Annotated in this window: 18 protein-coding genes, 2 tRNA genes and 2 pseudogenes; 15 read left to right on the forward strand and 7 right to left on the reverse strand. The window is 70.2% G+C overall.

Features of this window, described 5'->3' with window-relative positions; translation table 11 throughout:
* Positions 1-18: 18 nt before the first annotated feature.
* Positions 19-597: a sigma-70 family RNA polymerase sigma factor gene (locus GA0074694_RS13680; protein ID WP_091459134.1), complete on the reverse strand. Its 579-nt coding sequence runs from the start codon at positions 595-597 to the stop codon at positions 19-21.
* 164 nt (positions 598-761) lie between these two features.
* Between GA0074694_RS13680 and GA0074694_RS33645 the strand changes: the two genes are divergently transcribed.
* The 4 genes from GA0074694_RS33645 to GA0074694_RS34185 all read left to right on the forward strand — a co-directional run bounded on the left by GA0074694_RS33645 (position 762) and on the right by GA0074694_RS34185 (position 5,000).
* Positions 762-1,406, forward strand: coding sequence for a zf-HC2 domain-containing protein (locus GA0074694_RS33645; protein ID WP_141714095.1), 645 nt, complete (start codon positions 762-764; stop codon positions 1,404-1,406).
* 43 nt (positions 1,407-1,449) lie between these two features.
* Complete coding sequence (locus tag GA0074694_RS13690) at positions 1,450-3,126, forward strand: copper resistance CopC/CopD family protein (protein ID WP_091457980.1); 1,677 nt, start codon at positions 1,450-1,452, stop codon at positions 3,124-3,126.
* 14 nt (positions 3,127-3,140) lie between these two features.
* On the forward strand, positions 3,141-3,869 hold the full coding sequence (locus GA0074694_RS13695; RefSeq protein WP_091457984.1) for a YcnI family copper-binding membrane protein: 729 nt from the start codon (positions 3,141-3,143) through the stop codon (positions 3,867-3,869).
* Positions 3,870-4,022: 153 nt separating this feature from the next.
* On the forward strand, positions 4,023-5,000 hold the full coding sequence (locus GA0074694_RS34185) for a hypothetical protein (RefSeq protein ID WP_425413596.1): 978 nt from the start codon (positions 4,023-4,025) through the stop codon (positions 4,998-5,000).
* A gap of 130 nt (positions 5,001-5,130) precedes the next feature.
* On the opposite strand, the gene GA0074694_RS13705 is transcribed toward GA0074694_RS34185, so the two are convergent.
* Complete coding sequence (locus GA0074694_RS13705; RefSeq protein ID WP_091457987.1) at positions 5,131-6,492, reverse strand: glycosyltransferase family 87 protein; 1,362 nt, start codon at positions 6,490-6,492, stop codon at positions 5,131-5,133.
* Between the two features lie 74 nt (positions 6,493-6,566).
* On the opposite strand from GA0074694_RS13705, the gene orn reads away from it, so the two are divergent.
* The 3 genes from orn to GA0074694_RS13720 all read left to right on the forward strand — a co-directional run bounded on the left by orn (position 6,567) and on the right by GA0074694_RS13720 (position 7,819).
* Positions 6,567-7,157, forward strand: a complete 591-nt coding sequence (gene orn, locus GA0074694_RS13710) for an oligoribonuclease (RefSeq protein WP_091457990.1) — start codon at positions 6,567-6,569, stop codon at positions 7,155-7,157.
* A 109-nt stretch (positions 7,158-7,266) separates the two neighbouring features.
* A tRNA-His gene (locus tag GA0074694_RS13715) sits at positions 7,267-7,342 on the forward strand.
* A gap of 141 nt (positions 7,343-7,483) precedes the next feature.
* The gene (locus tag GA0074694_RS13720) at positions 7,484-7,819 is read left to right on the forward strand and encodes a hypothetical protein (RefSeq protein WP_141714097.1); all 336 of its coding nucleotides are present in this window, start codon (positions 7,484-7,486) and stop codon (positions 7,817-7,819) included.
* A gap of 57 nt (positions 7,820-7,876) precedes the next feature.
* On the opposite strand, the gene GA0074694_RS13725 is transcribed toward GA0074694_RS13720, so the two are convergent.
* Positions 7,877-9,136, reverse strand: a complete 1,260-nt coding sequence (locus GA0074694_RS13725) for a L,D-transpeptidase (protein WP_091457998.1) — start codon at positions 9,134-9,136, stop codon at positions 7,877-7,879.
* A gap of 100 nt (positions 9,137-9,236) precedes the next feature.
* Positions 9,237-10,514 (reverse strand): L,D-transpeptidase, encoded by a 1,278-nt coding sequence (locus tag GA0074694_RS13730; protein ID WP_091458001.1) that lies wholly within the window; start codon positions 10,512-10,514, stop codon positions 9,237-9,239.
* Positions 10,515-10,702: 188 nt separating this feature from the next.
* Here GA0074694_RS13730 and GA0074694_RS13735 point away from each other — a divergent pair.
* A tRNA-Lys gene (locus tag GA0074694_RS13735) sits at positions 10,703-10,778 on the forward strand.
* Positions 10,779-10,833: 55 nt separating this feature from the next.
* Here GA0074694_RS13735 and GA0074694_RS32885 read toward each other — a convergent pair.
* The 3 genes and pseudogenes from GA0074694_RS32885 to GA0074694_RS13750 form a co-directional block, all read right to left on the reverse strand.
* Positions 10,834-11,337 (reverse strand): annotated as a pseudogene (locus tag GA0074694_RS32885) (transposase); the annotation flags it as partial.
* Positions 11,338-11,343: 6 nt separating this feature from the next.
* A complete protein-coding gene (locus GA0074694_RS13745; RefSeq protein WP_091458445.1) occupies positions 11,344-12,576 on the reverse strand; it encodes an IS110 family RNA-guided transposase in 1,233 nt (410 codons plus the stop codon).
* Positions 12,577-12,824: 248 nt separating this feature from the next.
* Positions 12,825-13,571, reverse strand: a pseudogene (locus GA0074694_RS13750) (IS110 family RNA-guided transposase); the annotation flags it as partial.
* A gap of 535 nt (positions 13,572-14,106) precedes the next feature.
* Between GA0074694_RS13750 and GA0074694_RS13755 the strand changes: the two are divergent.
* The 7 genes from GA0074694_RS13755 (at position 14,107) to cyaB (ending at position 22,626) form a co-directional block, all read left to right on the forward strand.
* Positions 14,107-14,739 carry a hypothetical protein gene (locus GA0074694_RS13755; protein ID WP_091458004.1) on the forward strand — a complete coding sequence of 211 codons (633 nt, stop codon included), beginning with the start codon at positions 14,107-14,109 and terminating at the stop codon, positions 14,737-14,739.
* Between the two features lie 360 nt (positions 14,740-15,099).
* Positions 15,100-16,467: an NsdA family TPR-like regulatory protein gene (locus tag GA0074694_RS13760; RefSeq protein ID WP_091458007.1), complete on the forward strand. Its 1,368-nt coding sequence runs from the start codon at positions 15,100-15,102 to the stop codon at positions 16,465-16,467.
* Between the two features lie 7 nt (positions 16,468-16,474).
* A complete protein-coding gene (locus GA0074694_RS13765) occupies positions 16,475-17,359 on the forward strand; it encodes a phosphotransferase (protein ID WP_091458011.1) in 885 nt (294 codons plus the stop codon).
* A gap of 978 nt (positions 17,360-18,337) precedes the next feature.
* Entirely contained in the window at positions 18,338-18,619 is a 282-nt protein-coding gene (locus GA0074694_RS13770) for a hypothetical protein (RefSeq protein WP_245714679.1), read from the forward strand.
* Positions 18,620-19,351: 732 nt separating this feature from the next.
* Positions 19,352-20,998: a B12-binding domain-containing radical SAM protein gene (locus GA0074694_RS13775; protein WP_245714751.1), complete on the forward strand. Its 1,647-nt coding sequence runs from the start codon at positions 19,352-19,354 to the stop codon at positions 20,996-20,998.
* 13 nt (positions 20,999-21,011) lie between these two features.
* On the forward strand, positions 21,012-22,058 hold the full coding sequence (locus GA0074694_RS13780) for an aldo/keto reductase (RefSeq protein WP_091458014.1): 1,047 nt from the start codon (positions 21,012-21,014) through the stop codon (positions 22,056-22,058).
* Between the two features lie 13 nt (positions 22,059-22,071).
* Positions 22,072-22,626, forward strand: coding sequence for a class IV adenylate cyclase (gene cyaB, locus GA0074694_RS13785; RefSeq protein ID WP_176737898.1), 555 nt, complete (start codon positions 22,072-22,074; stop codon positions 22,624-22,626).
* Positions 22,627-22,962 lie beyond the last annotated feature (336 nt).

A 22,962-nucleotide genomic window follows, 5' to 3' on the forward strand; every position in this document is an offset into this window, starting at 1 on the left:
CACTGCCCCGACCCCGGCTCAACTGCCCAGGGCGTCGCCGACCGCCTCGAGCAGGTCGCCCCGGGCCCGGGCCACCCGGGACCGGATGGTGCCCACCGGAACACCGCCGACCGCCGCCGCCTCCGCGTACGACAGGCCGAGGACCTGGGTGAGCACGAACGCCTCGCGCCGGTCGGCGGGGAGCCGACGGAGCAGGTCGGCGGCGCCGAGGTGCCCGGCCGGGTCGGGGTGCGGCCGGTCGGTGTACGCCTGCGCGGCGAGCCGCTCGTCGAGCCGTCGCCGCCGGACCACGGTGCGCAGGTGGTCGGCGCAGGTCCGCCGGGCGATGCCGAGCAGCCAGGTACGCGCGCTGGCCCGTCCCTCGAACGCCGGTAGCGCCCGGAACGCCCGCAGGTAGGTCTCCTGGGTGAGGTCGTCGGCGTTGTCCGGGTCGATCAGGGCGGCGACGAAGCGCCACACCTCGGCCTGGGTGAGCCGTACGAACGCGGCCTGGGCCACCGGGTCGCCGTCGCGGGCGGTGAGCGCCCAGCGGGTCGCCGGGTCGGGCCCGGTGGCGGCGGGGTCCGCCGGGTTGCCCGGCGGATCCCACGCGGGCACGGCCGGGGTGTCGGCGGTGCGGCCGACCCCGGCGGCATCCAGCGGCGCGGGGATCACGACACTCCAGGTTACGCGGAGACGACCGAGCGGACAGAGACCTTCGGCACTTCCATGGCGTGCGCCACGCCGGGAACCAATCGGACCCGGAGACCGACTATCCCACCATGACATGCGACGACGTACGCGCGGCGCTGTCGGCGCGGCTGGACGGCGAGGATCCGGGCACGCCGCCGGCCACGCTGGACGCGCACACCTCCACCTGCGCCGGGTGCCGCAGCTGGCTGGCCCGGGCCGAGCAGGTGACCCGACTGGTCCGGGTGCAGGCCGTGGCCGTGCCCGACCTGACCGCCCCGGTGCTGGCGGCGGTGGCCGCCGACCAGCAGGCTGCCCGGGCCGCGGCGATGGCGGCGGTCCGGGCCCGTCGGCAGGTGCTCCGGGTGGCGGTGGGGGTGGCCGCGGCGGCCCAGCTCGCCATCGCGCTGCCGATGCTCCTCGCCGGTCTCGGCGTGGCCGTCGACCCGCACACCAGCCGGGAGATGGCCTCCTTCGACGTGGCGCTCGCGGTGGGCTTCGCGCTGGCCGCGTACCGGCCGGAACGGGCCCAGGCGTTCGTGCCGGTGGCCTTGGTGCTGGCGGTCTGCCTGGCCGGCACCAGCGCGGTGGACATCGCCAACTCGACGACCGCCCTGGTGCACGAGATCGGTCACCTGGCCGCGGTGGTCCAGGCCGGTCTGCTCTGGGCGCTGGGCCGCACCACCCGCCAGGTGGACCGCCCGCTCGCGGCGCCCGCCGTGGCGGGGCCGGGGTGACCTGGGTCGGCGATGCCAGGTCACGTCGGCGAGCATTGCCGCTATGACTGCTCCGACACCCCTCTCGCGCCGCACCCGTGCGCATCCGCTCGTCCGCCTGGCGGCCGGTGCCGGCCTCCTGGTCGTCCTGGTCGCGCTGCTGCTCGCCCCGGCCGGTCCGGCGAGCGCGCACGCGGTGCTGGTGAGCAGCAGTCCGGCCGCCTCCGCCGTGGTGCCGAGCGCCCCGGCCGAGGTGGTGCTGACCTTCAGCGAGTCGGTCCGGCAGGTGCCCGGCAAGATCCGGGTGCTCGCCCCGGACGGGTCGCGGGCCGACCGGGGTGAGCCGGCCTTCGACGGTTCGGTGGTGACCGTACGGCTCGCCCCGGACGGTGCGCGCGGCACGTACCTGGTCAGCTACCGGGTCGTCTCGGCAGACAGCCACCCGGTCTCCGGAGCGTTCACCTACTCGGTCGGCGCGCCGTCGACACCGCCGGTCGATTCCGGGACGGACAGCCGGGCGGACCCGGTGGTGGGGCTGACGATCAAGGTCGCCAAGTACCTCACCTACGCGGGCCTGCTGTTGCTGGTCGGCCCGGTACTGATGATCGGCACGTTCTGGCCGCGCCGGCTGTCCCGTACCGGTCCGTCCCGGGTCGCCTGGGCGGGGTTCGGGCTGGTGGCCGTCGGCACGCTGGTGGGGCTCTGGGCCCAGGTGCCGTACACCACGGGCGGAGGGCTGCTCGACGTCGACGGCGCGGGCCTGCGGGACGCGCTCGGCAGCGACTTCGGTCTGGCGCACCTGGTCCGGCTCGGGCTGCTCGCCGCGTCGGCGTTCCTGCTGCGACCGCTGCTGGCCGGGCGCGGGGGCCGGGCGGACCGGGTGATCCTGGCCATCCTGGGTGGCGCGGCGCTGTTCACCTGGCCGCTGGCCGGGCACCCGGCGGCCTCGCCCGCGCCGCCGCTGTCGATCTTCGTCGACGCCGTGCATCTGGGCAGCATGGCGGTGTGGCTGGGCGGGCTGGTGGTGCTCGCCGGGTTCCTGCTGCCCGGAGCCGACGAGCACGAGCTGGACGCGATCCTGCCGGTCTGGTCGCGGTGGGCGGCGCTCGCCGTGGCCGCCCTCCTGCTCGCCGGCACGGTGAACGCGTTGATCGAGGTGGGCAGCCCGGCCGCGTTGGTCGACACCACCTACGGGTGGCTGCTGATCGCCAAGATCGCCCTCTTCGCGCTGGTGGTCGGGGTGGCGGCGGTCTCGCGTAACCTGGTGCGCCGGTGGCGGGAAGCGGCCCGGCCGAGGCCGCTGCGCCGGGCGCTCTGGCTGGAGCTGGCGGTCGCCGCGGTGGTCCTCGGGGTCACCGCCACGCTGGTGCAGACCACGCCGGCCCGCACCGCCGGAGCCGACGTCGCCAGCACTCGCAGCACGCTCTTCACCACCACCCTGGCCAGCTCGCTCTACTCCCTCCAGGTGGAGGTGGACCCGGCCGAGCCGGGCAACAACTCCATGCACCTGTACGCGTACTCGCCGGACAACCGCCCGCAGCCGGTGGTGGAGTGGCGGGCCACCGTCGCGCTGCCGTCGGCCGGGATCGAGCCGATCGAGATCACCCTGCTGCCGCTGACCGACAACCACGCCACCGGGGAGATCAACCTGCCGGCGTCGGGCGAGTGGCAGCTCCGGGTCACCGTACGCACGTCAGAGATCGACCAGGCCACGGTGAGTACCACCGTGCCCGTCCGTTAGGAAGGTTCCGTCCCATGATCCGTCACCGGCGTACCGCAGCCGCCGCTGCCGCCGTCGTCCTCGGCGCCGTCGCCACCGCCGTCCTCGGCTTCGCCGGGCCGGCCTCGGCGCACGTCACGGTCAACCCGAAGGAGGCCACCCAGGGCAGCTACGGCCGGTTCGCGTTCCGGGTGCCGAACGAGAGCGACACCGCCTCGACCGTGAAGGTGGAGGTGGTGCTGCCGGAGAACGCGCCGGTCGGCTCGGTCTCCACACTGCCCGTGCCCGGTTGGACGGTGACAGTCGAGAAGCGCAAGGTCGACCCACCGGTGGAGGTGCACGGCAGCCAGCTCTCCGAGGTGGTATCGAAGCTCACCTGGACGGCCGCCGCGGGTGGCGGGGTGCGGCCGGGCGAGTTCCAGGAGTTCCCGGTGTCGCTGGGGCCGCTGCCGCAGACCGACCGGATGGTCTTCAAGGCCCTCCAGACCTACTCCGACGGCAACGTGCAGCGCTGGATCGAGGAGCCGACCGCCGGCGGCGAGGAGCCGGAGAGCCCCGCTCCGGTGCTGACCCTCGCCGCGGCGGCACCGTCGGCCGCACCGGCGGCCCGGGACGCCGATGACGACGACGCCGACGAGGTGTCGGACGACACCGGGCTGGCCACCGGGCTCGGGGTCGCCGGTCTGGTCGCCGGCCTCGCCGGCCTGGGGCTGGGTGGCGCCGCGTTCGCGCGTACCCGCCGGGGGCCGGTGCGGGACGCCTGAGCCGCGACCCGTACGTCCCTGACCGGCCCCGTCGGGTGCCCGACGGGGCCGGCGCGTGGGAGCCACTGTCCGCTTGATTCCGATATCCGGGGATTGCGCCACTTGTCTGGGTAAGGTCGTCCAGGTACCCGGCTCAGGAGGAGGACGACACGGATGCGGTTCGCGCGGGCGCTCGCCGGAATGCTGTTGCTGGTCATCGGGATCCCGGCGCTCGTCGCCGGCGGCGCGCTCTGGGTCGTCGCCCGGCACGCCGATCCCGACGGCGGGTTCCGCGCCCGGTTCGAGCCGGTGGCCGTCGACGGCCACGCCGTGGTCGTCACCGACCTGTCCGGCCTGCTGCGCCGGGACGTGCCGTTCGTCCACGCCGGACCGAACCGGCTCCGGCTGACCGCCCGTACCGCCGAGGGGCCCGCCTTCCTGGGGCTGGCCCCGACCGCCGAGGTGGACCGCTGGCTGGGCGACGCGCCCCGGGCCACCCTGACCCGCGTGGTGGTGGCCCGGGGCGCGTTGCCGGCCCGGATGGAACCGGCCAGCCGTGCCGAACCCGTCGACCCGGCCCCCGGGCCGGTCGGCCGGCCCTTCTGGCTGCGGGAGGGCATCGGCGTACTGGAGTGGAGCCCCGCCGAGTTCGGCGACCGGCCGCTGAGCCTGGTGTTGATGCACCCGGACGGCCGGGCGGGGCTGGCCCTCGACGTCCGGGCCGAACTGCGGCCCGGCTGGCTCACCCCGGCCCGCTGGGCGGTGCCCGTCGGCGGGGCGCTGCTGGTCGCCCTGGCTCTGCTGCTCCTGTTGCGCCCGCCCCGCCCCCGGGAGGTGGTCTTCGTGGTCGAACCGGACCAGGTGCCGATCCTCGCCCAGCGGCTCGGTGTGACCTCGCTCGGCGCGCTCGGTTCGTCGACCGGTGGCCCGCCTCCGGCGTCACCGGCCGAGCGGACCCTGGTTGCGGTGGGGTCGGGCGGCCGTACCGCGGTCGGACCGGTGCCGGCCGGTCGCCCGGCCACCCTGGCGGACCTGCCCGCCGGTGCGTGCGGGACGGAGCGCGAACCCCGCCCGGTCGTCCCGCCCGGTCTGCTCTGGCCGCCGCTGTCGCCCGACGGCGGGGCGGCCCGGGAGTGCGCGGACCCGGACTGACCCGGGCCCCGCACGGCGGGTGGCCCTCCGCGCTGCCGACGCGGAGGGCCACCTTCACCGGGGGATCGGTGCTACCTGAGAGAACGTCTGAGGTAGGTGGTACCAGATTAACCAGAAAATAGGCTACCCGTCAGTTCTGTCCATTTGATGCAAGTTTCGCCTTCGGGCGCCAGCGGGTCCACCGGGACGGCCGCGCGCGGGGCACGTGCGGGCCCGCCTCGGTCACCCGGTCCCCGGCGGCCGGTCGAACCGGCAGCACCACCAGCAGCAGGAGCGAGAGCAGGACGTAGGTGTTGCGGGTCAGCACGTCGAGCGGGTCGTCGGTGCGGGCCGGACCGGCCCCCCAGTCCTGGAACGAGACCACGCCGTAGGCGACCACCAGGTAGGTGGTGACGCTCGCCACCACCAACCACGAGATCCGGGAGCGACCCGCGGCCGGGCCGGTGTCGTCGGCCCCGGGGCGGGTGCGGTCCGGGCCGAGTCCGGCGTCGAGCATGATCACCACGGCCGGGATGAACCAGTAGATGTGGTGGGTCCAGGTGATCGGGCTGACCAGCCCGCCGACCAGGCCGGTCAGGGTCAGCCCGGTGAGGGCGTCACCGGCGCGCGCCGCGCGCCACGCCCGCCACAGGCCGTAGACGGTCACCGCCGCCACCAGCAGCAGCCAGACCAGCCGGTCCGGCTTCTCGGGCACGGTGAAGCGGCTCAGCAGCCCGAACAGGGACTGGTTGCCGGTGTAGTCGGTCCGTCCCACCCGGTCGGTGGCCCACAGCTCGTGGGTCCAGAACCGCCACGAGTCGCGTGGTGCGACCGCCGCCGCCAGCAGTGTCGCCGCCGCCGCGGTCGCGCTCGCCACGACCGCCGCCCGCCACCGCCGGGTCACCAGCAGGTAGACGATGAAGATGCCCGGGAAGAGCTTGAGCGCCGTCGCCAGCCCCACCGCCACCCCGGCCCAGCGACTTCCCCGGGGTACGGCGAAGAGCAGGTCGGCCAGGATCAGCACCACCAGCAACATGTTGATCTGGCCGAAGGTGATGGTCTCCCGGGTGCTCTCCACCGCGAAGGCGAGCAGGACCGCCACGGTCAGCGTGAACAGGCGGGGCAGGTCGTGCCGGGCGATGACGGGGCCGACCAGCCACCGGGTCGTCACCACCACGCCGACCGCGGTGAGCGCCGTGAAGACCGCGATGGTCGCGCCGAGCGGGAGCGCCGCGAACGGCCGCAGCAACAGCGCGCTGAACGGCGGGTACGTGAAGTAGAGCGCACCCTGGACCCGGTCCGGCTGGCTGTAGTCGTAGAGCGGGTTGCCCGCCGCCCACCACTCCATCGCCCGCATGTAGATCTTCAGGTCGAAGAAGTCGTGCACGAGTCCCGGCAGGTAGAGGGCGGGCAGCACGGCGGCCAGGGCCAGGACGGTCAGGAGCCGACGGACCCTGCGACCGCCCGGGTCCTCCTCGACCAGGGCGGACGGAGCGGCAGGTTCGGCTGGCACGGGGAAACCCTAACGGTCGGTCCGGCCGACGGTGCGCAGGCGCGGGCCGTCTGTGCTGCGCGTAGTCTGGTCCGGTGGCTGATCTTCTCGTCTGGATCGATTGTGAGATGACCGGGTTGGACCTCGGCCGGGACGCGCTGATCGAGGTCGCCGCGCTCGTCACCGACCCCGACCTCAACGTGCTCGGCGACGGCGTGGACGTGGTGATCCACGCCGACGAGGAGAAGCTGGCCGGGATGCCGGAGATCGTCCGGACCATGCACGAGAAGTCCGGCCTCACCGAGGAGGTGCGTCGCTCCACGGTAACCCTCGCCGAGGCCGAGGACATGGTGCTGGAGTACGTCGCCAGTTTCGTGAAGGAGCCGCGTACCGCCCCGCTCTGCGGCAACTCCATCGCCACCGACCGGGGCTTCCTCGCCCGGGACATGGCCCGCCTCGACGGTCACCTGCACTACCGGATGATCGACGTCTCCTCGATCAAGGAACTCTGCCGGCGCTGGTATCCCCGGGTCTACTTCGGGCAGCCGGCCAAGGGGTTGGCGCACCGGGCGCTGGCCGACATCCGGGAGAGCATCCGGGAGCTGGAGTACTACCGGCGTACCCTCTTCGTCCCGCTGCCCGGGCCGGACGTGGAGACCGCCAAGGCGATCGCCGCGGAGCTGTAGGGCGACGTTCCGAACCCGGGGGTGGAACCCGCTCGACGGGGACGGGAGGGGTGTGGCTATCATTGGTCGGCGCGCCCGCCCGGGTCGGTGATCCGGGCGCGACGGCATGGTGGCTGTAGCTCAGTTGGCAGAGCACCGGGTTGTGGTCCCGGGTGTCGTGGGTTCAAATCCCATCAGTCACCCCAGTAAGCAGTGAGCCCCCTCCACGGAGGGGGCTCACTGCTTTTCCGCTCCGGTTCGGACCGTGGCGGCTTCCACCATCACGGGTCGAAGTTGATGGATGTCAGGGGGCGCGTTCCACGGTGCCTGCCGGTACCGTACGTAGCATGACTACAGTTGCGCCTCGTCAGGCACCGATAACCGTGATCCTGGCCGCCGTGGTGTTCCTGCTCGCCGGTCTCCAAGCTGTCCTGCGCATGTACGACGGGCTCGACGGCGGCGCGGGCGGAATCATCGTCGCCCTCATCGCGGCGGTGATCTACCTCGCCATCGCGTACGGGCTCTGGAAGGGCAACAAGATCGCCTGGATCCTGGTCGTCATCGGTGGTGCGCTGGCCGTACTGAGCATCTTCAGTGGGGACTGGCTGTCCTTCGCCACCGGCATCGTCCTGCTCGTGCTCCTGCTGCTCCCGCAGTCCCGTCAGTGGTTCAACCGGGCATGACCGGAGTGGCCCGCCCGCACTGCGGGCCGCCCCGGCCGGCACGCGCTGACCGTCAGCTCACGGCGTCGTCGACGGCGTCGCCTCCGGCTCGTACGGCAGGGCGCTGCCCTTGACGTACTCCTGCCAGCTCATGTTCCAGTCCGTCCAGCCGTTGCCGTTCTGGAGCTTGCGCTCGGTGCCCCTGACGGTGACCGGGTCACCGATCCGGGTCTGGTTGAACAGCCACGCGCCGTCGGCCATGGAGACGTTCACGCAGCCGTGCGAGACGTTCACCCGGCCCTGCTGCCCCTCCGACCAGGGCGCGGCGTGGATGAACTCCCCGCCCCAGGTGAGCCGCTGCGCGAAGTCGATGTCGGTGCGGTAGCCGTCCTCCGGCCCCAGCTCGTCGAAGGTGTCGAAGACCGTCTCCTTCAGCTTCTCGATGACCACCATCGTCCCGCTGGACGACGGGGTGCTCTTCTTGCCGAGGCTGACCGGAATGGTCTTGATCACCTTGCCGTCGCGGGTGACCGTCATCCGCTTGGTCTTGTTGTCGACGGTCATCACCGTCGCCGCACCGATCTTGACGTCCACGGTCAGGTCGGACCGCCCGTACCAGCCGTCACCCAGCGGCAGACCGCCGGCCTGCACCGTGTACGACACCGTGGTGCCCGCCTGCCAGAACTCCTTCGGCCGGTAACGGACCTCGGTGGGGCTGACCCAGTGCCAGACGCCCTCCTGGGGCGGGTCGGAGCGGACGGTCATCCGGCGCTGCACGTCGTCGCGGTGGTCCTCCGGGATCGCCCGGCCGAACTTGACGATCAGCGGCATGCCGACCCCGACCACCTGGCCGTCGCCGAGGAAGCTGGTCACCCGCACCTGGTTGGCCGGCTTGGCCATCGTGGTGAACGAGTGCGACGCGGTCGCGGTCTTCCCGTCCGAGCCGGTCGCCGTCACGGTGGCCGTGTACGTCGTGCCGTACTCCAGGGCCTTGGACGGCAGCCAGTTCCTCCCGTCGGCGGCGAGCGTGCCCTCGACGACCGCGCCGGCCGGGTCCTTCAGCTCGACGGCGGCCTCCTGGGCCTTCTCGGCGGTGAAGGCGATCCCGGTCGAGGCCGGCACGTCCTTCGCGTCGGCCGGCGGAGTGGTGATCGTCACCGCCGCCTCGGGTGCCTTCTCACTGGCGCCCGGCGGAGCCGCCGGCCCGTCGTCGCCGCCGGTGCAGCCCGAGGTCAGCGCGAGCGCGACGGCGAGCACCCCCGCCGCCGCGAACCCGCCGCGTCGCCGGCCGCGCCGGGCGCCCCTGCTCCGGATCAGCTGGTTCTGGTCAGCTCGCATGTCGTCCTCACAGTCGTGGTCCGGAAACCATCGTCTCTCACCAGACGCAGAGAACCCGGTACCCGTTTCGGGGCGTGAAGGAAAACACGCGACCCGGTCGTCAGAGTGCCAGCGTGGCACCCTCTCCGCCGTGCGGTACCGGCAGCGCGCTGCCCTTGACGAACTCCGCCCAGCTCAGGCTCCACGCCGTCCAGCCGTTACCCGGGGTGAGCTTGCGCTCCGTGCCGGTGATCGTGATCGGGTCGCCGACCAGGGTGCGCTGGAACAGCCAGCGGGCGTTGTCCATGGAGACGTTCACGCAGCCGTGCGAGACGTTGCGCCGCCCCTGGTGCTGCACCGACCAGGGGGCCGCGTGGATGTACTCGCCGCCCCAGGTGAGCCGCTGCGCGAGGTCGATCTCGGTGACGTAGCGGTTCGCCGGGTCCGGGTCGTCCCGGGTGTCGAAGACCGTCGCCTCCTTCTTCTCCATCACCACCAGGGTGCCGCTGGAGGAGGGGGTCTGCTTCTTGCCCAGGCTCACCGGCACGGTCCTGACCACCTGGCCGTTCTCGTACACGGTCATCTGCTTGGTGGCGTTCGCGACCTTCATCTCGAAGGCCCGACCGGTCTTCGCGCTGGCCCGGCGGTCGACGTTGCCGTACTTCCCGTTGCTCAGCGGGATGCCCTCCAGGGCGATCCGGACGGTGAGCCTCGTGCCCGGCTTCCAGTACTCGGCGCCCCGGTAGTAGGCCTGGGTGCCGTTGGACACCCAGTGCCAGGCACCCGGCTGCGGCGGGTCGGTCTGCACGAACATCCGCTTCTGCACCGCCGCCCGGTCCTTCTTCGGGATGCCCGGGGAGAACTCGGTGACCACCGGCATCGCCACGCCGTAGGTCTTGTCGTCGAAGAGGTAGAGCCCGGAGCCGATGGTCGACGTCGGCTTCTTCATCGTGGTGAAGGTGCTGGTGCCGGTCACCTGGCCGGCGGCGCCGGTGCCGGTGACCGTGGCGGTGTACTTCGTGCCGTACTTCAGCGGGGTGGCCGGCACCCAGGACGAGCCGTCGGTACGGGGCGCGCCCGCGACCCGCTTGCCGTCGGCCGTGGTGAGCGCGACGTCGGTGATCTTCACGCCCGGGGTGCCGGCGGCGATCTCCGTGCTCACCGGCCGGTTCGTCGCCCCGTCCGCCGGACTGATCGTCACCGTCTGCGCCGGTCCACTCGACCCCGGCGCCCCCTCCCGGTCGCCCACCGGGGCCGCCACGCCCGTCTCGGGGGACCTCGACGGACCGCCGCCCACGAATGCCGGCTTCTGCGGGTCGGGTCCGCAGCCCGTCAGTGCGAGCGACGCTGTCACAGCCAGGGCGCACACCATCGCCCCGGTCCGCGCGAACCTGCCCATCCCCACCTCGGTTTCTCGCGTGCCTGGCGCACATCGTGCCGTATCGGCGCCCGGGACTGATCCCCACTGACCGGATTCCCGGGGCTTTTGCCCGGTTCTGGCCGTTAATCTCGTCCGAAGAGGTGAGGAGGGGATCGGATTGGAACCCGGATCAAGGTGCGTGCTAAGGTTCTCTCCGTTGCCAACGAGCGCCGCTAGCTCAACTGGCAGAGCAGCGGACTCTTAATCCGCGGGTTCGGGGTTCGAGTCCCTGGCGGCGCACCAGCAGCAAGGCTCTGACGCGAAGATTCCCCTTCGCGTCAGAGGTGGTTGCGTAGTTTCATGATGCGTTTTCCAGGGTGACGTGGTACCCCATGGCTTCGAGTTGATGGATGGCTCGCTTCTTGGATCGGTCCGGGTGCAGGCGGGTGAAGTAGTCAGCGCCGGGGTCGTCGTAGAAGGCGCCGGTGGTGCCCATGTGCCAGATCGCGATGAGCATGGAGTGTTGGATGGCTACGTTGGCCTTCTGCGGTCCGCGACGTGAGGCGATACGCCGGTACCGGGCGCCGAGATAGGTCCGGGGGTTCTGGGAGCACGCCATGGCCGCGGCTCCTAGCGCTCCCTGGAGGTAGGGGTTGCCGGGGCGGGTTCGGCTGGACTTCACCTTGCCCGCCGATTCGTTGTTGCCTGGTGTCGTGCCGGCCCACGAGGCCAGGTGCTTGGCGGTCGGGAAGCGGGTCATGTCGGCGCCGGTCTCGGCGATGATCACGTCGGCGGTGAGGACACCGATGCCAGGGATGGAGCGGATCAGGTCACGGAAGCCCTGAAAGACATCCCAGGAGCTTGAATGTCAAGCAGCAGCCTCGTTGAGGTGATGCGACCAGGCGGTTGCCTCGTCGTACGGGGTGCCGGTTTTGAGGCATCCGTGCAGGATGCCGACGAGTCGGTTGGCGAGCTGGCGCAGCGCGGCGTTGTAGCTGGCGCCGCGGGCGCGTTGCCGGTCGTAGTAGGCGCGGGCGCCCGGGGAGGCCTTCAACGCGGAGAACGCCTGGGTCATCAGCGCGTCGATGAGCCGGTCGTTGTGCACGAACCGGGCCGCGACGGTCCTCTTCTTCCCGGACGCGCGGGTGATCGGGCTGGTCGCGGCGTAGTTCTTGCGGGCCTTCGCCGAGACGTAGCGGGCGTGGTCGTCACCGAACTCAGCGAGCACCCGGGCACCGAGAACCGTGCCCAGTCCGGGCTGGGACAGGATGATCTCAGCGTCCGGGTGCCGGCCAAAATGGGCCTCCACCTGCCCCTGCAGGACCTTGACCTGCTCGTTGAGGGTGGACAGCAGCGCGATCAGCGCGCGGACCGAGGCCGCGTAGGCGGCGGTGACCACGGCGGGCTGGCCGAGGTGCTCGGCGCGCAGCGTGGTCTGGATCGCGGCCGCCTTGGCCGGAATGTCACGCCGGCGGGCCCGTTTGAGGGCCGCGCTGATCTGCGCCAGGCTCAACCGGGCGGCGCTGGCCGGGTCCGGCGCCTTCGCCAGGAGTTCCAGGGTGTCGGCGGCGTCGAGGTCCTCGAACGCGGCGAGGGCGGCCGGGAAGTACTCCCGCAGCGCATGCCGCAGCCGCTGGCCGGCGCGGGTACGTTCCCAGATCAGCGTCTTGTGCATCCGCGAGACGACCTTGACCGCCTCCGCATCAGCGCTGTCACCGGCCATCGGGCGCAGTTGGTGCGAGTCGGTACGCACCATGTCCGCCAGCATGTGCGCGTCCGCCGCGTCGCTCTTGGCCCCGGACACCGCCAGGCGCTCCCGGTAACGGGCCGCCTGCAACGGATTCACCGGATACACCGTGTATCCGGCGGCGACCAGCGCTTGTACCCACGGACCCCGATCGGTTTCGATACCGATCCTCACCCGCCCGGACACGTCCTCGGCATCGATGTCGTCACCGAGCGCCTGACCGATCATCGCGTGCAGCCTCGTCATGCCCGCCATGCCTTCCGGCAGTCGGGCCTTGGCCAGCCGGCGACCGGACGCGTCCATCACCTCGACGTCGTGGTGGTCCTCCGCCCAGTCATCTCCCACGAACAGCAACACGTCTCCCACCTTCCGAGCCGATCACCTTCGGTAGCCAGGAGGAGAACCATCAGCGACCTAATGAAGCAGTGCTCACGCCGCGACCGGGCGGGCACGACATCCCATCAGCGATCAACTCTCCACACCGACCGACAGCGGCACGCTCTTTCATCAGGACTCCACGTCCAGGCACCACGAGTGCTCGCCTGCCGGCGGCTACCTACCCACCAGGAGTTTGCCGGATGGCTCACTCCCAGAACTCATTAGGGCTCCATCATCACCTCGATCCGCTCGGTGAGCATGTTGATCGCTGCCGTATGCCGGTCGATCAGGTCCAGGTGCACACGGGCGAGGAACGCGTGGTGCTCGGTGAAGCGGCCGTTCAACGCTTCGGTCAGCTGCGGGATCTTTGACCGGAGCCGACGCCGGGCCAGATCCGCGAGCGCGGCCGGGTCCCTGTCACCACCGATCAACGCCTCCAACATCGCCCGCCCGGACACCCCGAGGATGTCGGACGCGACCGCGGACAGCTTGATCCCGGCGTCCTCCAGCAGTTTCTCCAGCCGCTGGACCTCTCGGCCACGTTCCCTCGTGATCGCCGCACGTGTCCGGGTCAGGTCCCGCAACTGGCGGATCGGCTCGGGCGGCACGAACGAGCCCCTCACCAGGCCGTGCGCACCGAGTTGGGCAAGCCAGGTCGCGTCCGCTACATCGGTCTTGCGTCCTGGCAGCGTCTTCACATGCCGGGCGTTGACCAGCATGACTTCGAAGCCGGCGTCTTCGAGCAGGTAGTAGAACGGCTTCCAGTAGTCGCTGGTCGCCTCCATCACCACGCACGTCACCTGCTGATCGACCAGATGCTCACGCAACGTGAGGATCTGGCTGGTCATCGACCCCCAGGTCGTGACCGTCTCGGTCGTCTTACGACGACCAGCCCCAGCGATCCGGACGCACACCTTGGCGTCCTTCTTCGAGATGTCCATCCCTGCACAGCGGGCGTGAACGACTTCCATGACCAGCCTCCTCACACGCGGACCACAGCGTCCGTCGCGGGGAGGGCAGGGAGATTCGAAAGTCTGACGCACGGGCTCACTGGCACCAATCCACGGTTCCCGTGGAAGCCCTCCGCCACCATGCTGACCTACAGGCTCATCAGCACCACAGAGCATTCGGGGTCGACCACGACGAACCCCACCACCATCCGCCCGAACACAGCCGGACCACAACCAGCAACCGGCGCCGAATCTTCGCGCACCATGGTGCGCCTCGAAGACGGCGCCGCGTTGCTGACCTGGGGTTTCACCCGGGTCGGAGCCTTTCTCGTTTCCGTGCCGATGGTCCGGTGCTCGGCGGGTGCTCGGGAGCCGTTGGACGGGTCGCCGCTCGTTGGGACGCGGTGAGGTCACCGGGGACGGCGGCTGTCACGCGGTGTACCTGTGAAAGGGGTCGGCGTGGAGGGCTGTGGGCGAGGGTGGGCGTTGAGTGGAAGCGGCAGTCGGCGTCATTTTCTGGGGTCGACGCCTTGCGGTCCGGTCGTAGGATGCGCGCGTGTTGGCGATCGACAGGGCGCATTTCGCTTCGGGTGTCCGGTGGTGGCAGACGGAGACGGATTGGCCGAACGACTTCCACAACAGTGACTACAGGGTGCTGGCCGCCCAGAATCCTGATGGAGATTTCCAGGACGACTGGTGGGCGGGGCTGCTGCCCCGGTTGACCAGGTGGAAGGCTTTGCGGCCGTTCTCCCAAGCCGATGTGACCCGCTGGTTCACGGTGTACCGGGAGGACCTGGTCCGAACCTGGCACCAGTCGTGCGCGCCGGTGAGAGATCTGGACATTACTGGCGTGACCTGGGGTCAGGTGCGGGCGTTTCCCGATGTGATCGCCCAGCTCAAGCCGACGAAGTCGGAGTCTCCGGTGTTCCCGTCGAAGCTCTGTCACTTTCTGCTTCCCCGAATCTTCCCCGTCTTCGACAACGCGGCTGTCGGAGGTTCTCGTACTTACGAGGCGTACTTCAATCTGATCAAGGGCAGCTGGGAGGCCACTCCCGCTGCGCTTCAGGCCGAGCTGGTCGCGGAGCTGTCCCAGCTCATCGAGGACCATGGGCGGGGCCCTCTGTACGAGGGCTTCCCCATGGCAACCAAGATCACCGAGCTTGCGCTCATCGGATCTCGCCACCGGTGACGCCATCTCAGGGGTGTATCCCCCAACATGGTCAGGGCACTCCAGGTAGTCCCAATGTTCCAGCACCTCGGGGTCATTCTGCCGGGCTGGCTGTCGGTCGTGTCAGCGGCGTCGGGCCTTCGCCTGCAAGCTGAGCTGCCCCGACGTCGAGGTGGTGTGCGCGTCGAACTCGCTTGAGCTGGATCGCGGTGTCCTCTCACTGTGGGCTGGCCACCGTGAGGGCTCACCGTGGGGGTTCCGGGTGGCGGGGCGCGCCTCGATCCTGTGGTGGATGTTCGTCGGCACCGGCTTGCATGTTGACTTGCCGTCACGGGGCTGATGCGCTGAGCTGCTGATCGATGGATTGATCGTCCGGACGGGGTGGTCGTGGGCGTGCAGGTGGATCCCGAGTGGTGGAGTTCGGGAGTCTGGAACGGTCGGCCGATCGGCGAGTTCCTGCAGCGGCGGGACGTGACCGCTGTCTTCCGGTTTCTCCATGCCCGCGGTGTGTCCTATGGCAAGATCGCGGCTCTCGTCGGCGTCTCACCCAACCGTGCCGCAGAGATCGCCAAGGGCGTCCGGCAGGTCACGGCCTACGAGGTCCTGGAACGGATCGCGGCCGGCCTGAGCATTCCGCGTCCGGCGATGGGGCTCGGCCGAACCGAGGACGCGGGCGCGGCGCAGGATGCCAGCAGCGCGTCCGGTACGGGCATCGGGGCGGAGCAGCCGTTGGCCGGTGCGGGAACCAGCGTGGAGGTGAGCGGTCTTGCTCGGCTCCGACTGGAACTGGACGAGGCTTTGGCATCGGCAAGCGTCGCTCCACGGCATCTGGAGCTGATCGAGGAATCGGCCGGGGAGCACATGCGGGTGTATCCGTCTGCTTCGCCCCAGGTGATGTTGTCGCGGCTGGCCGCTGACTGCCAGGAGGTTCAGGTCCTGTCACGTCGGCGTCAGCCGGCGGCGGTCCAGGCCCGGCTGTCGGGGGTTGCGGCGCTGTTGGCGACGATGTGCGCCGATGCGTTGATGCGGCTGGGTGACGTGGCCGAGGCCCGGCGGTGGTATCGCACGGCGATCCATGCGGCGGATGACAGTGGGCAGGCATGGTTGAAGGTGCTGGTGCGGGCCCAGGCGGCGATGCTGCCCTACTACTTCGGAGATCCGCACCAGACCGTCGCTGTCGCTGAGGCGGCGCTGGCGGTGACGCCGACCGCCTCGCCGTCGGGTGCCCTGGCGGCAGCGGGCCGGGCGCGGGCTCTGGCCCGGGTTGGGGCCACCGGGCAGGCGCGGTCGGCCATCGACCAGGCGCGCCGGCTGTTCGATCAGGCGGGCGACGAGGACACCGATGTGGCGTTCAGGTTCCCGGCGAAGCGGCTGCTGCTGTACCTCTCCGGGACGTACACGTGGCTCGGTGACACGGCGGAGGCGTACCGGGTCCAGGAGGAGGCGTTGCGGCTGTACGGGGCGGCTCCAGCGGTGCCGATCGACGCGGCGCTCATTGCCCTGGACCGGTCGATGTGCCTTGCCCGCGACCGACGGGCGGCCGAAGCGGCCATAACCGCCCGCGAGGCCGTCGGGGACCTGCCCGAGATACAGCGGACGGAGATCGTCCTGACCAGGGCCGCCGATGTGGTGTCGGTGATCCCTGGTAGCAGCCGGTGTGGTGAGGTGGCCGCGTTGACGGACTACGTGCAGGTGTGCCGCGAGCGCGCCCGTAGGCTGGGGAGCGTAGCCGCTGCACTCGGTCCCTAGGAGCTCCATGTTCGTCGAGGCGCGCACCCGACCGGTGCTCGCCGAGGTGTGTCGTCGTCTGGGTTACTCGGACTCGGATGTGGTCCTGCTCCGGCACCACACCAACGCCGTCTACGCCGTCCGTGACGTGGTGATCAAGATTGCCCCTGGTGACCTTGGCGTCGACCGGCTGCGTTCGGTGGTGGCCGTGGTGGACTGGCTGGCTGCTCGGCGGTTTCCCACGGTGGAGTTGCATCCGGGCCTGTCACAGCCGTTGCGGGTGAGCGGCCACGCCGTCACGGTCTGGCAGCGACTGGACCCGGCCGACCACCACCCGATCACTGTCGCCGAACTCGGAGCACTTCTCCGTGCCCTGCATGCGCTGCCCGCCCCGCCGATGCCGCTGCCGGTCCTGCAACCGATCAACGGCATCGCCCGGTCCGTCGCCCGTTCGGAGATCCTAAACGGCAAGGAGCAGGATCTGCTGATGGACCGGCTCGAGGTGCTGGCTGCCGGCTGGGAGGCGATGCAGTTTCCCCACGGTCCGAGCCTGATCCAGTCCGATCCGCAGATCCGCAACGCGCTTCGGCGCTTCGATGGCACGCCCGTGTTGGCTGACTGGGACGGTGCCATGCTCGGGCCCCGGGAGTGGGACATCGCAACGGTCGCTGTTCACTGCCGCCGGTTCGACCCTCCCGGCTGGGCGTCCTTCGCCGACTTCACCGCCGCCTACGGTTGGGATGCCACCTTGTGGCCAGGGTTCGACGAGCTGTGCCAGCTCCGCGAGCTGCAGATGATCGCGACCAACGCCCGCAAGTCCCGTCCCGGAACGGACGCTGCCGACGAGGTGCGTCATCGGATCGCGGGTCTTGTCGACGACGGCGCAGAGATCCGTCGGTGGCAGATTCTTTGAACCCGGCCTGCCGAGTAGCCGCCGTTCGCCGGCTCGCGGGCATTGGTCCAGCTCAGACACGATGAGGTCCACCGTGACCTGCCACGCTGGGTCTATCTCCCCTCCCGCTATGAAGCGATCGTGGACCCCAGGAAACGCGTAGGCGGAACGGTCCGGGCAAACCCCTGAAACCTGGGTAGCCAGAACGAGCCGCCCGTGTCCCGACCGGAGTCAACACCGGTCGACGTAACGGCCCGAGGCGGGTGCGGCGCGGGGCGGATGTGCTCCCAGATCCGCGACACCGTGCTCACCCTCTCGGTGCCTGTCGGAACAGGGGTAGGAGCATGCCTACACGTAGTGCAACCTCCAGCAGGATTCCGCGAAGAACACAGGGCCCGGGGTCCGGAGAAGGCCCCGTAAGCGGCGATCCGAGTTTGTTCAAGATCGGCCCTGCTCTGGGCGGCACCGGTGTCGTCGCCCAGGTGCGCGTGCCCTCCATCCACACGCTGCCACCGCCCTCGACCATCACGACTCCGGCCGGGTTTGTGGAGAGCCGGTCATGACTCTGTACGTCTCTTCCCACACCGCCCCGCCCGACGGACGGTTTCCGACGCCGGCCCCGGCTCCGCTCGACTCGCCGTGGCGAATGCAGGGTCTGTCGACGGCCGCCCAGAGGCTGCGCAAGGCCTGGCGCCTTCTGCTCGGCCGCGAGGCAACCGCACCCAGGCAGGTCGGACGATCAAACGGCCGGCATCGCCGCCACTACGCCCATGACGCGACCCGACTGATTGCCCGCCCCAACCGAGGCAAGGGCGGCGTGCCGGCCGCTCAGCGGCCAGCGGCAGGATCCGCGCCTCACGACCAGGCGATGGGACCGGTTGTCACAGCGGCCGAGGGCAACCATCGGTGGACGAAGGACTCCACTCCGGATTCGCCGAGGGTGGGCCAGGCCGGCTGCCCAACGTTGGCGCAGGAGTGGCGCGGGCGGGGCGGTCGGTGGTGACCCTTGCCGAACCGCCCCGCCCGCACCTGCCGATGCGCCCGTTGTGGCGGTGCCGAGCCTGCGGTGCCGAATGGCCCTGCTCGCCGGCCCGGCTCCGCCTGCTGCGGGAGTACGAAGGATGCCGGGTGTCCCTGGCGCTCTACCTCGTCGTGATGCTCAACGAGGCCGTCCAGGACGCGTACCGGCTCGGGCTTCGCGTCGACCTCGCCGCCTGGTACGTCCGCATGATCGCCTGGATCCGACGTCCGGAGGTGCCGGTTGAGCGGGCGCACCAGTAGCACGACCACCGGTCCCGGTCGCCGGGCGCTTCTCCTTCCCTCGAATTGAACGACGTCGAGGTAGTGCACCTGGTGGGATCGCTCGGCGCGACGTCCGGACTCGTTCCCGTCATCTCGCACTGAGCAGCCCCTTTTCCGGCCAGTTCCACCTTTCGCCGTCCCTTCTCTTCCCGTTGCTCTGTCGCGCGGGCGGTGGCGCACGCCCATGCCCGCAATTCCTGCTCGTCACGGAGGTGTTCGATGCGTGACCTGCCCCCGTCCGTTCACGATCGGCTGCGGTATGCATACGCGCATGCCACCGGTTCAATCCCCGCACGTCGCGGGCTATTGACGGCGGTGTCGTTAGAGGATCCGAACGCCGTGCGTGCCGCGCTGACCTCGGCGGTCGGCGAGGAAAGAACGGTGGTGGTGACCGGAACCCTCGACCGTCGGCTGGTTCTCATCGAGCAACCGTCAGGATCGTGGACGGCGGCCGACCTCTCCGGGCAGCCACATCGCAGCCGAGTGTGGCCTGACTGGACCGTCGGTCACCTGGAGATTGCCGACCCGGAGAGTTGGCTGTCCACCACACGGATCACCGCCGTAGGACAGCGGCGGTTGCTGCGGCCACGGCTGTTGCTCGCGTCGCTGTACCACCCGGAGCACTTCCCGCTTCCTCGGTTCCCGCTGGCGATCTCCGACCTGGCCCGGGCAGCCCGGTCCACCCTGATCGGGCAGGTCGAGCTGATGGACATGCAGCTCGGCGCCGGATTGGACGACATCGTCGACCGGGTCCGCGAGGGAGCGGAGGTACTCGGTGTGTCGGTGACCTTCGGTCAGCATGACCTGGCCACCCGGCTGTTGGATGCCGTCGCCGCTCTCGACCGGCCGCCGCTGGTGGTCGCCGGAGGTTCGCTGACCGCGCGCAACGAGCGGATCCTGCTGGACCGGTATCCGAACCTGCTCATCTGCCGGGGCGCCGGAGAGCCGACGATCGCCGACGTACTGGCCCACTGGCACGGTGACCTGCAAGTCGGGCAAATCCGGGGCCTCGGGTTCCGGGGCACCCCGCAGACTCGCACCTTGATGCCGATCAACCGCTCCCGCCGGACCGCGACGGTGGCGAACCGGTCGCAGACCGACATGTGGCCGGAGCTCGATCTACTCGACCACACCTTCGCCCACGGGGGCGTCGCGCAGCTGGAGTCGTCGCGGGGCTGCACCAACTACTGCTCGTTCTGCCCACGCGGGCACAAGGGGCAATGGTCCGGGGCGCAGCCCGACGCGCTGCCCTGGCTCCTGCGTGAGATGAGGGAGGTCTTCGACCGGCACCCGAACCTGAACAGGACGATCTACCTGGTCGACGAGGAGTTCATCGGACGTGGCGACGACGCGGCCACCCGGGCCTTGCAGGTCGCGGACACGCTCGCCCAGGCGGGCTTCACCTGGGAGACGAGCTGCCGGGTCGACCAGGTCGTCCGTCCCGACCGGGATCGCAGCTGGCACCTCGAACGCGGCCATCTGTGGCGCGGCCTGGTCGACCAGAACCTGCGCCGCTGCCTGTTCGGCGTCGAGTCGGGGGTGACCTCGATCCTGGACCGCTTCAACAAGGAGACCACCAGCGAGCAGAACGCCCTGGCCATCCGCACCCTCACCGCGCTGGGGGTACCACCGCGGTTCACCTACATCACCTTCGACCAGCTGATGACCGCCGCCGAGCTACGACAGACGTACGCCTTCCAGGGCCGCACCGACCTGCTACTACGGCCCCAGCCCGACCTGAGCGTCGCCGAGATCATCGACGGGGTGCGCGACGAGCAGTGGGTCGCTGCCCACACCACCGGCCGGCCCTTCTACACCGGCATCAGCTACATGCTCGTCGGCATGGAATGCCTGATCGGTGCCGCCTACACCCGCCGCGCAGAGGCGGCCGGACTCACCGGCCCGGCGGACCCGTCAATGGGACGAGTCGAGGCCCGCTACGCCGACTGGCGCATCGGCGTGCTCGCCCGCCGCTCCCAGCTCTGGATCGATCGGAACTTCGCCCTCGACTACACCCTCAAGTCGTTGGAGAAGATCCTCACCGGTCAGCCGTACGCCATGGTCCGCGACCTGCGCCGGCTGCTGAAGAACGCCGCCTACCAGCTCCTCGGCACGATGCTCGACGAACTCGCCCGCACCGACCCGACCGTTGCGGACCACGGCGACCTCGACGCCCGATGCCAGGCGGCGGCCGACGCGCTCCTGACCCAACTGCGCAGCGACCTGGAGCCGGTTGTCGCCACGGTCGGTGCAGTCCTGCCAGCCGACCGCCGGGACATCCTTCGACACGAACATCATCGATGGACCGCCACCCGCGGCTGGCAGCTGATCAACGCAGCCGACCCGTGCGGCACCTGAACGGACCCGGCCCATGAACCCCATGCCACACCGCCACCTCGCTGGCCTCAAAGCGCAGGTCTCCGCGATCGGGGCCGGCTGCTGGACCATCGGCGGCCCCGCCACCAACCGGGGCACCCCGATCGGCTGGGACGGCGTCGATCCTGACACCGCCTTCGGCGGACTCGTACGTGCCATCGAACGGGGCGTCACGCTCTACGACACCGCAGACGTCTACGGCCTCGGCCACTCCGAACGCCTGCTCGGCAAGCTTCTCCGCGTTGCCGCACGCCACGACCTGACCATCTCCAGCAAGGTCGGCTATTTCGCGGGCACCGCCCGCCACGCCTACCACCCCCTACAGATGCGCGCCCAGCTCGCCACCACCCTCGACAACCTCGGCACTGATCACCTCGACATCTACTTCCTGCACAGCAGCGACTTCGGCCCGCACGACCGTTACCTGCCGGACGCGGTCGACCTCATGCGGACCTGGCGAACCGAAGGGGTCATCCGTGCGGTCGGCATGCGCGCACCACACCGGTTCGCCGAAGAGTGGGCTGTCACCGACGGACCGCAGGCAGCCGAAACGCGCCGCTGGCTGCACCTGTTCGACCAGGTACGCCCCGACGTCCTCACCGCCCGCTACAACCTGCTCAGCCCGCTGTACGCCGACCACGAAACCGACATCTTCCGCTTCGCCCACCGTCACGGTGTCGGCGTCCTGATCAAACAGGTCCTCGGACAGGGCCTCCTGCTACATGCCGAGACAAGTGCAAACCAGCGGCAGTACAGCGCCGGTGACCACCGCAGCACCGACCCGGCCTTCACCCCGGACAACCGCCGGCAGCTACACGCCCGACTCGCGCCCCTCCGCGTCCGGTACGGACCCAGCCCTACCGCCATGGCGCGCCTCTGCGTGCAGTACGCGCTGCACCACGCTCCGGACGCCGCCGTACTCGTCGGCTTTCGCAATGCGAGTCAGATCGACACCATCATTGCCAGCCTCGACCACCCGCTCCAGGCCGACGACATCACCCAGATCCGGGCTGTGCTCCACGCCAGTCCGCACACCTACTGATAGGAACTACACCGTGCGCTACATCGAGGTCGAGAAGAAGTACAGCCTGCCCGACGCCGAGGCCCTCAAGGCCAGGCTCGCCGAGCTCGGCGCGAAGCCCGCTGAGCCCACCCGGCAGGTCGACGCCTACTACAACGCACCGCACCGCGACTTCCTCGCCCCCGACACGATCTCGGAGTGGCTCCGCGTTCGTACCGAGGACCACGGAGCGTCGATCAACTTCAAGCGTTGGCACCCCCTGGACGCCGTCATCAAAACCCACGCCGACGAGTACGAGTCCTCCGTCGGGGACGTCGAGGCCGTTCGCCTGCTGCTGGCGGCCCTCGACTTCCGACCCCTGGTGACGGTCGATAAGACCCGCCAGGCGTGGACCCTCTCCGACGTCGAGGTTGTCCTCGACCATGTGGTGGACGCCGGTGACTTCGTCGAGTTCGAGTTCAAGGGGGAGGCCGCCGACGTCGGTGATGCCACCCGACGGCTGGACGAGTTCATCGCCTCCCTCGACATCGCGCTCGGCCAGCAGGTCAACAAGGGGTATCCGCACATCCTTCTTGGCCGCGACCACTGAACCTTCGTCGATCATCACGTGCTCTGAAGGAGGGCACTCGCGGGCTCTGCTGTCCCTTAACCATCAAGGCATACCGACAGGTCCGTGTCTGAAGCCTCACAGTCCTGCGGCGGGAGCTTCGAGCAGCGTGCCAGCCGGATGGTGCGCCGTGACGAAGGTGTCCCTGCTCGGGCGGTGGCTTCGGTTGGCGTCGTGTCCGGAACCCGCCGGCTGAGCATGCGGAACAGGAGCAGTCCGCTGACACGACCGATCCATGGCTGTCGCGGGGCCGCTTCCGTCGTCCCGTGCCTGAGCATGCTGTTCTCTTGCTCTGCGGGAGGCCCATGGAGGCGGCAG

The sequence above is a fragment of the Micromonospora inyonensis genome, assembly GCF_900091415.1.
In the GTDB taxonomy this organism is placed as follows: domain Bacteria; phylum Actinomycetota; class Actinomycetes; order Mycobacteriales; family Micromonosporaceae; genus Micromonospora; species Micromonospora inyonensis.

Bases quoted from the DNA above. Each gene is read 5' to 3' on its own strand.
- GA0074694_RS33645 (WP_141714095.1), top strand. From the start codon at position 762: ATGACATGCGACGACGTACGCGCGGCGCTGTCGGCGCGGCTGGACGGC.
- GA0074694_RS13690 (WP_091457980.1), top strand. From the start codon at position 1,450: ATGACTGCTCCGACACCCCTCTCGCGCCGCACCCGTGCGCATCCGCTC.
- GA0074694_RS13695 (WP_091457984.1), top strand. From the start codon at position 3,141: ATGATCCGTCACCGGCGTACCGCAGCCGCCGCTGCCGCCGTCGTCCTC.
- GA0074694_RS34185 (WP_425413596.1), top strand. From the start codon at position 4,023: ATGCGGTTCGCGCGGGCGCTCGCCGGAATGCTGTTGCTGGTCATCGGG.
- GA0074694_RS13720 (WP_141714097.1), top strand. From the start codon at position 7,484: ATGACTACAGTTGCGCCTCGTCAGGCACCGATAACCGTGATCCTGGCC.
- GA0074694_RS13725 (WP_091457998.1), bottom strand. From the start codon at position 9,136: ATGCGAGCTGACCAGAACCAGCTGATCCGGAGCAGGGGCGCCCGGCGC.
- GA0074694_RS13730 (WP_091458001.1), bottom strand. From the start codon at position 10,514: ATGGGCAGGTTCGCGCGGACCGGGGCGATGGTGTGCGCCCTGGCTGTG.
- GA0074694_RS13765 (WP_091458011.1), top strand. From the start codon at position 16,475: ATGTTCGTCGAGGCGCGCACCCGACCGGTGCTCGCCGAGGTGTGTCGT.
- GA0074694_RS13775 (WP_245714751.1), top strand. From the start codon at position 19,352: ATGCAGCTCGGCGCCGGATTGGACGACATCGTCGACCGGGTCCGCGAG.
- GA0074694_RS13780 (WP_091458014.1), top strand. From the start codon at position 21,012: ATGAACCCCATGCCACACCGCCACCTCGCTGGCCTCAAAGCGCAGGTC.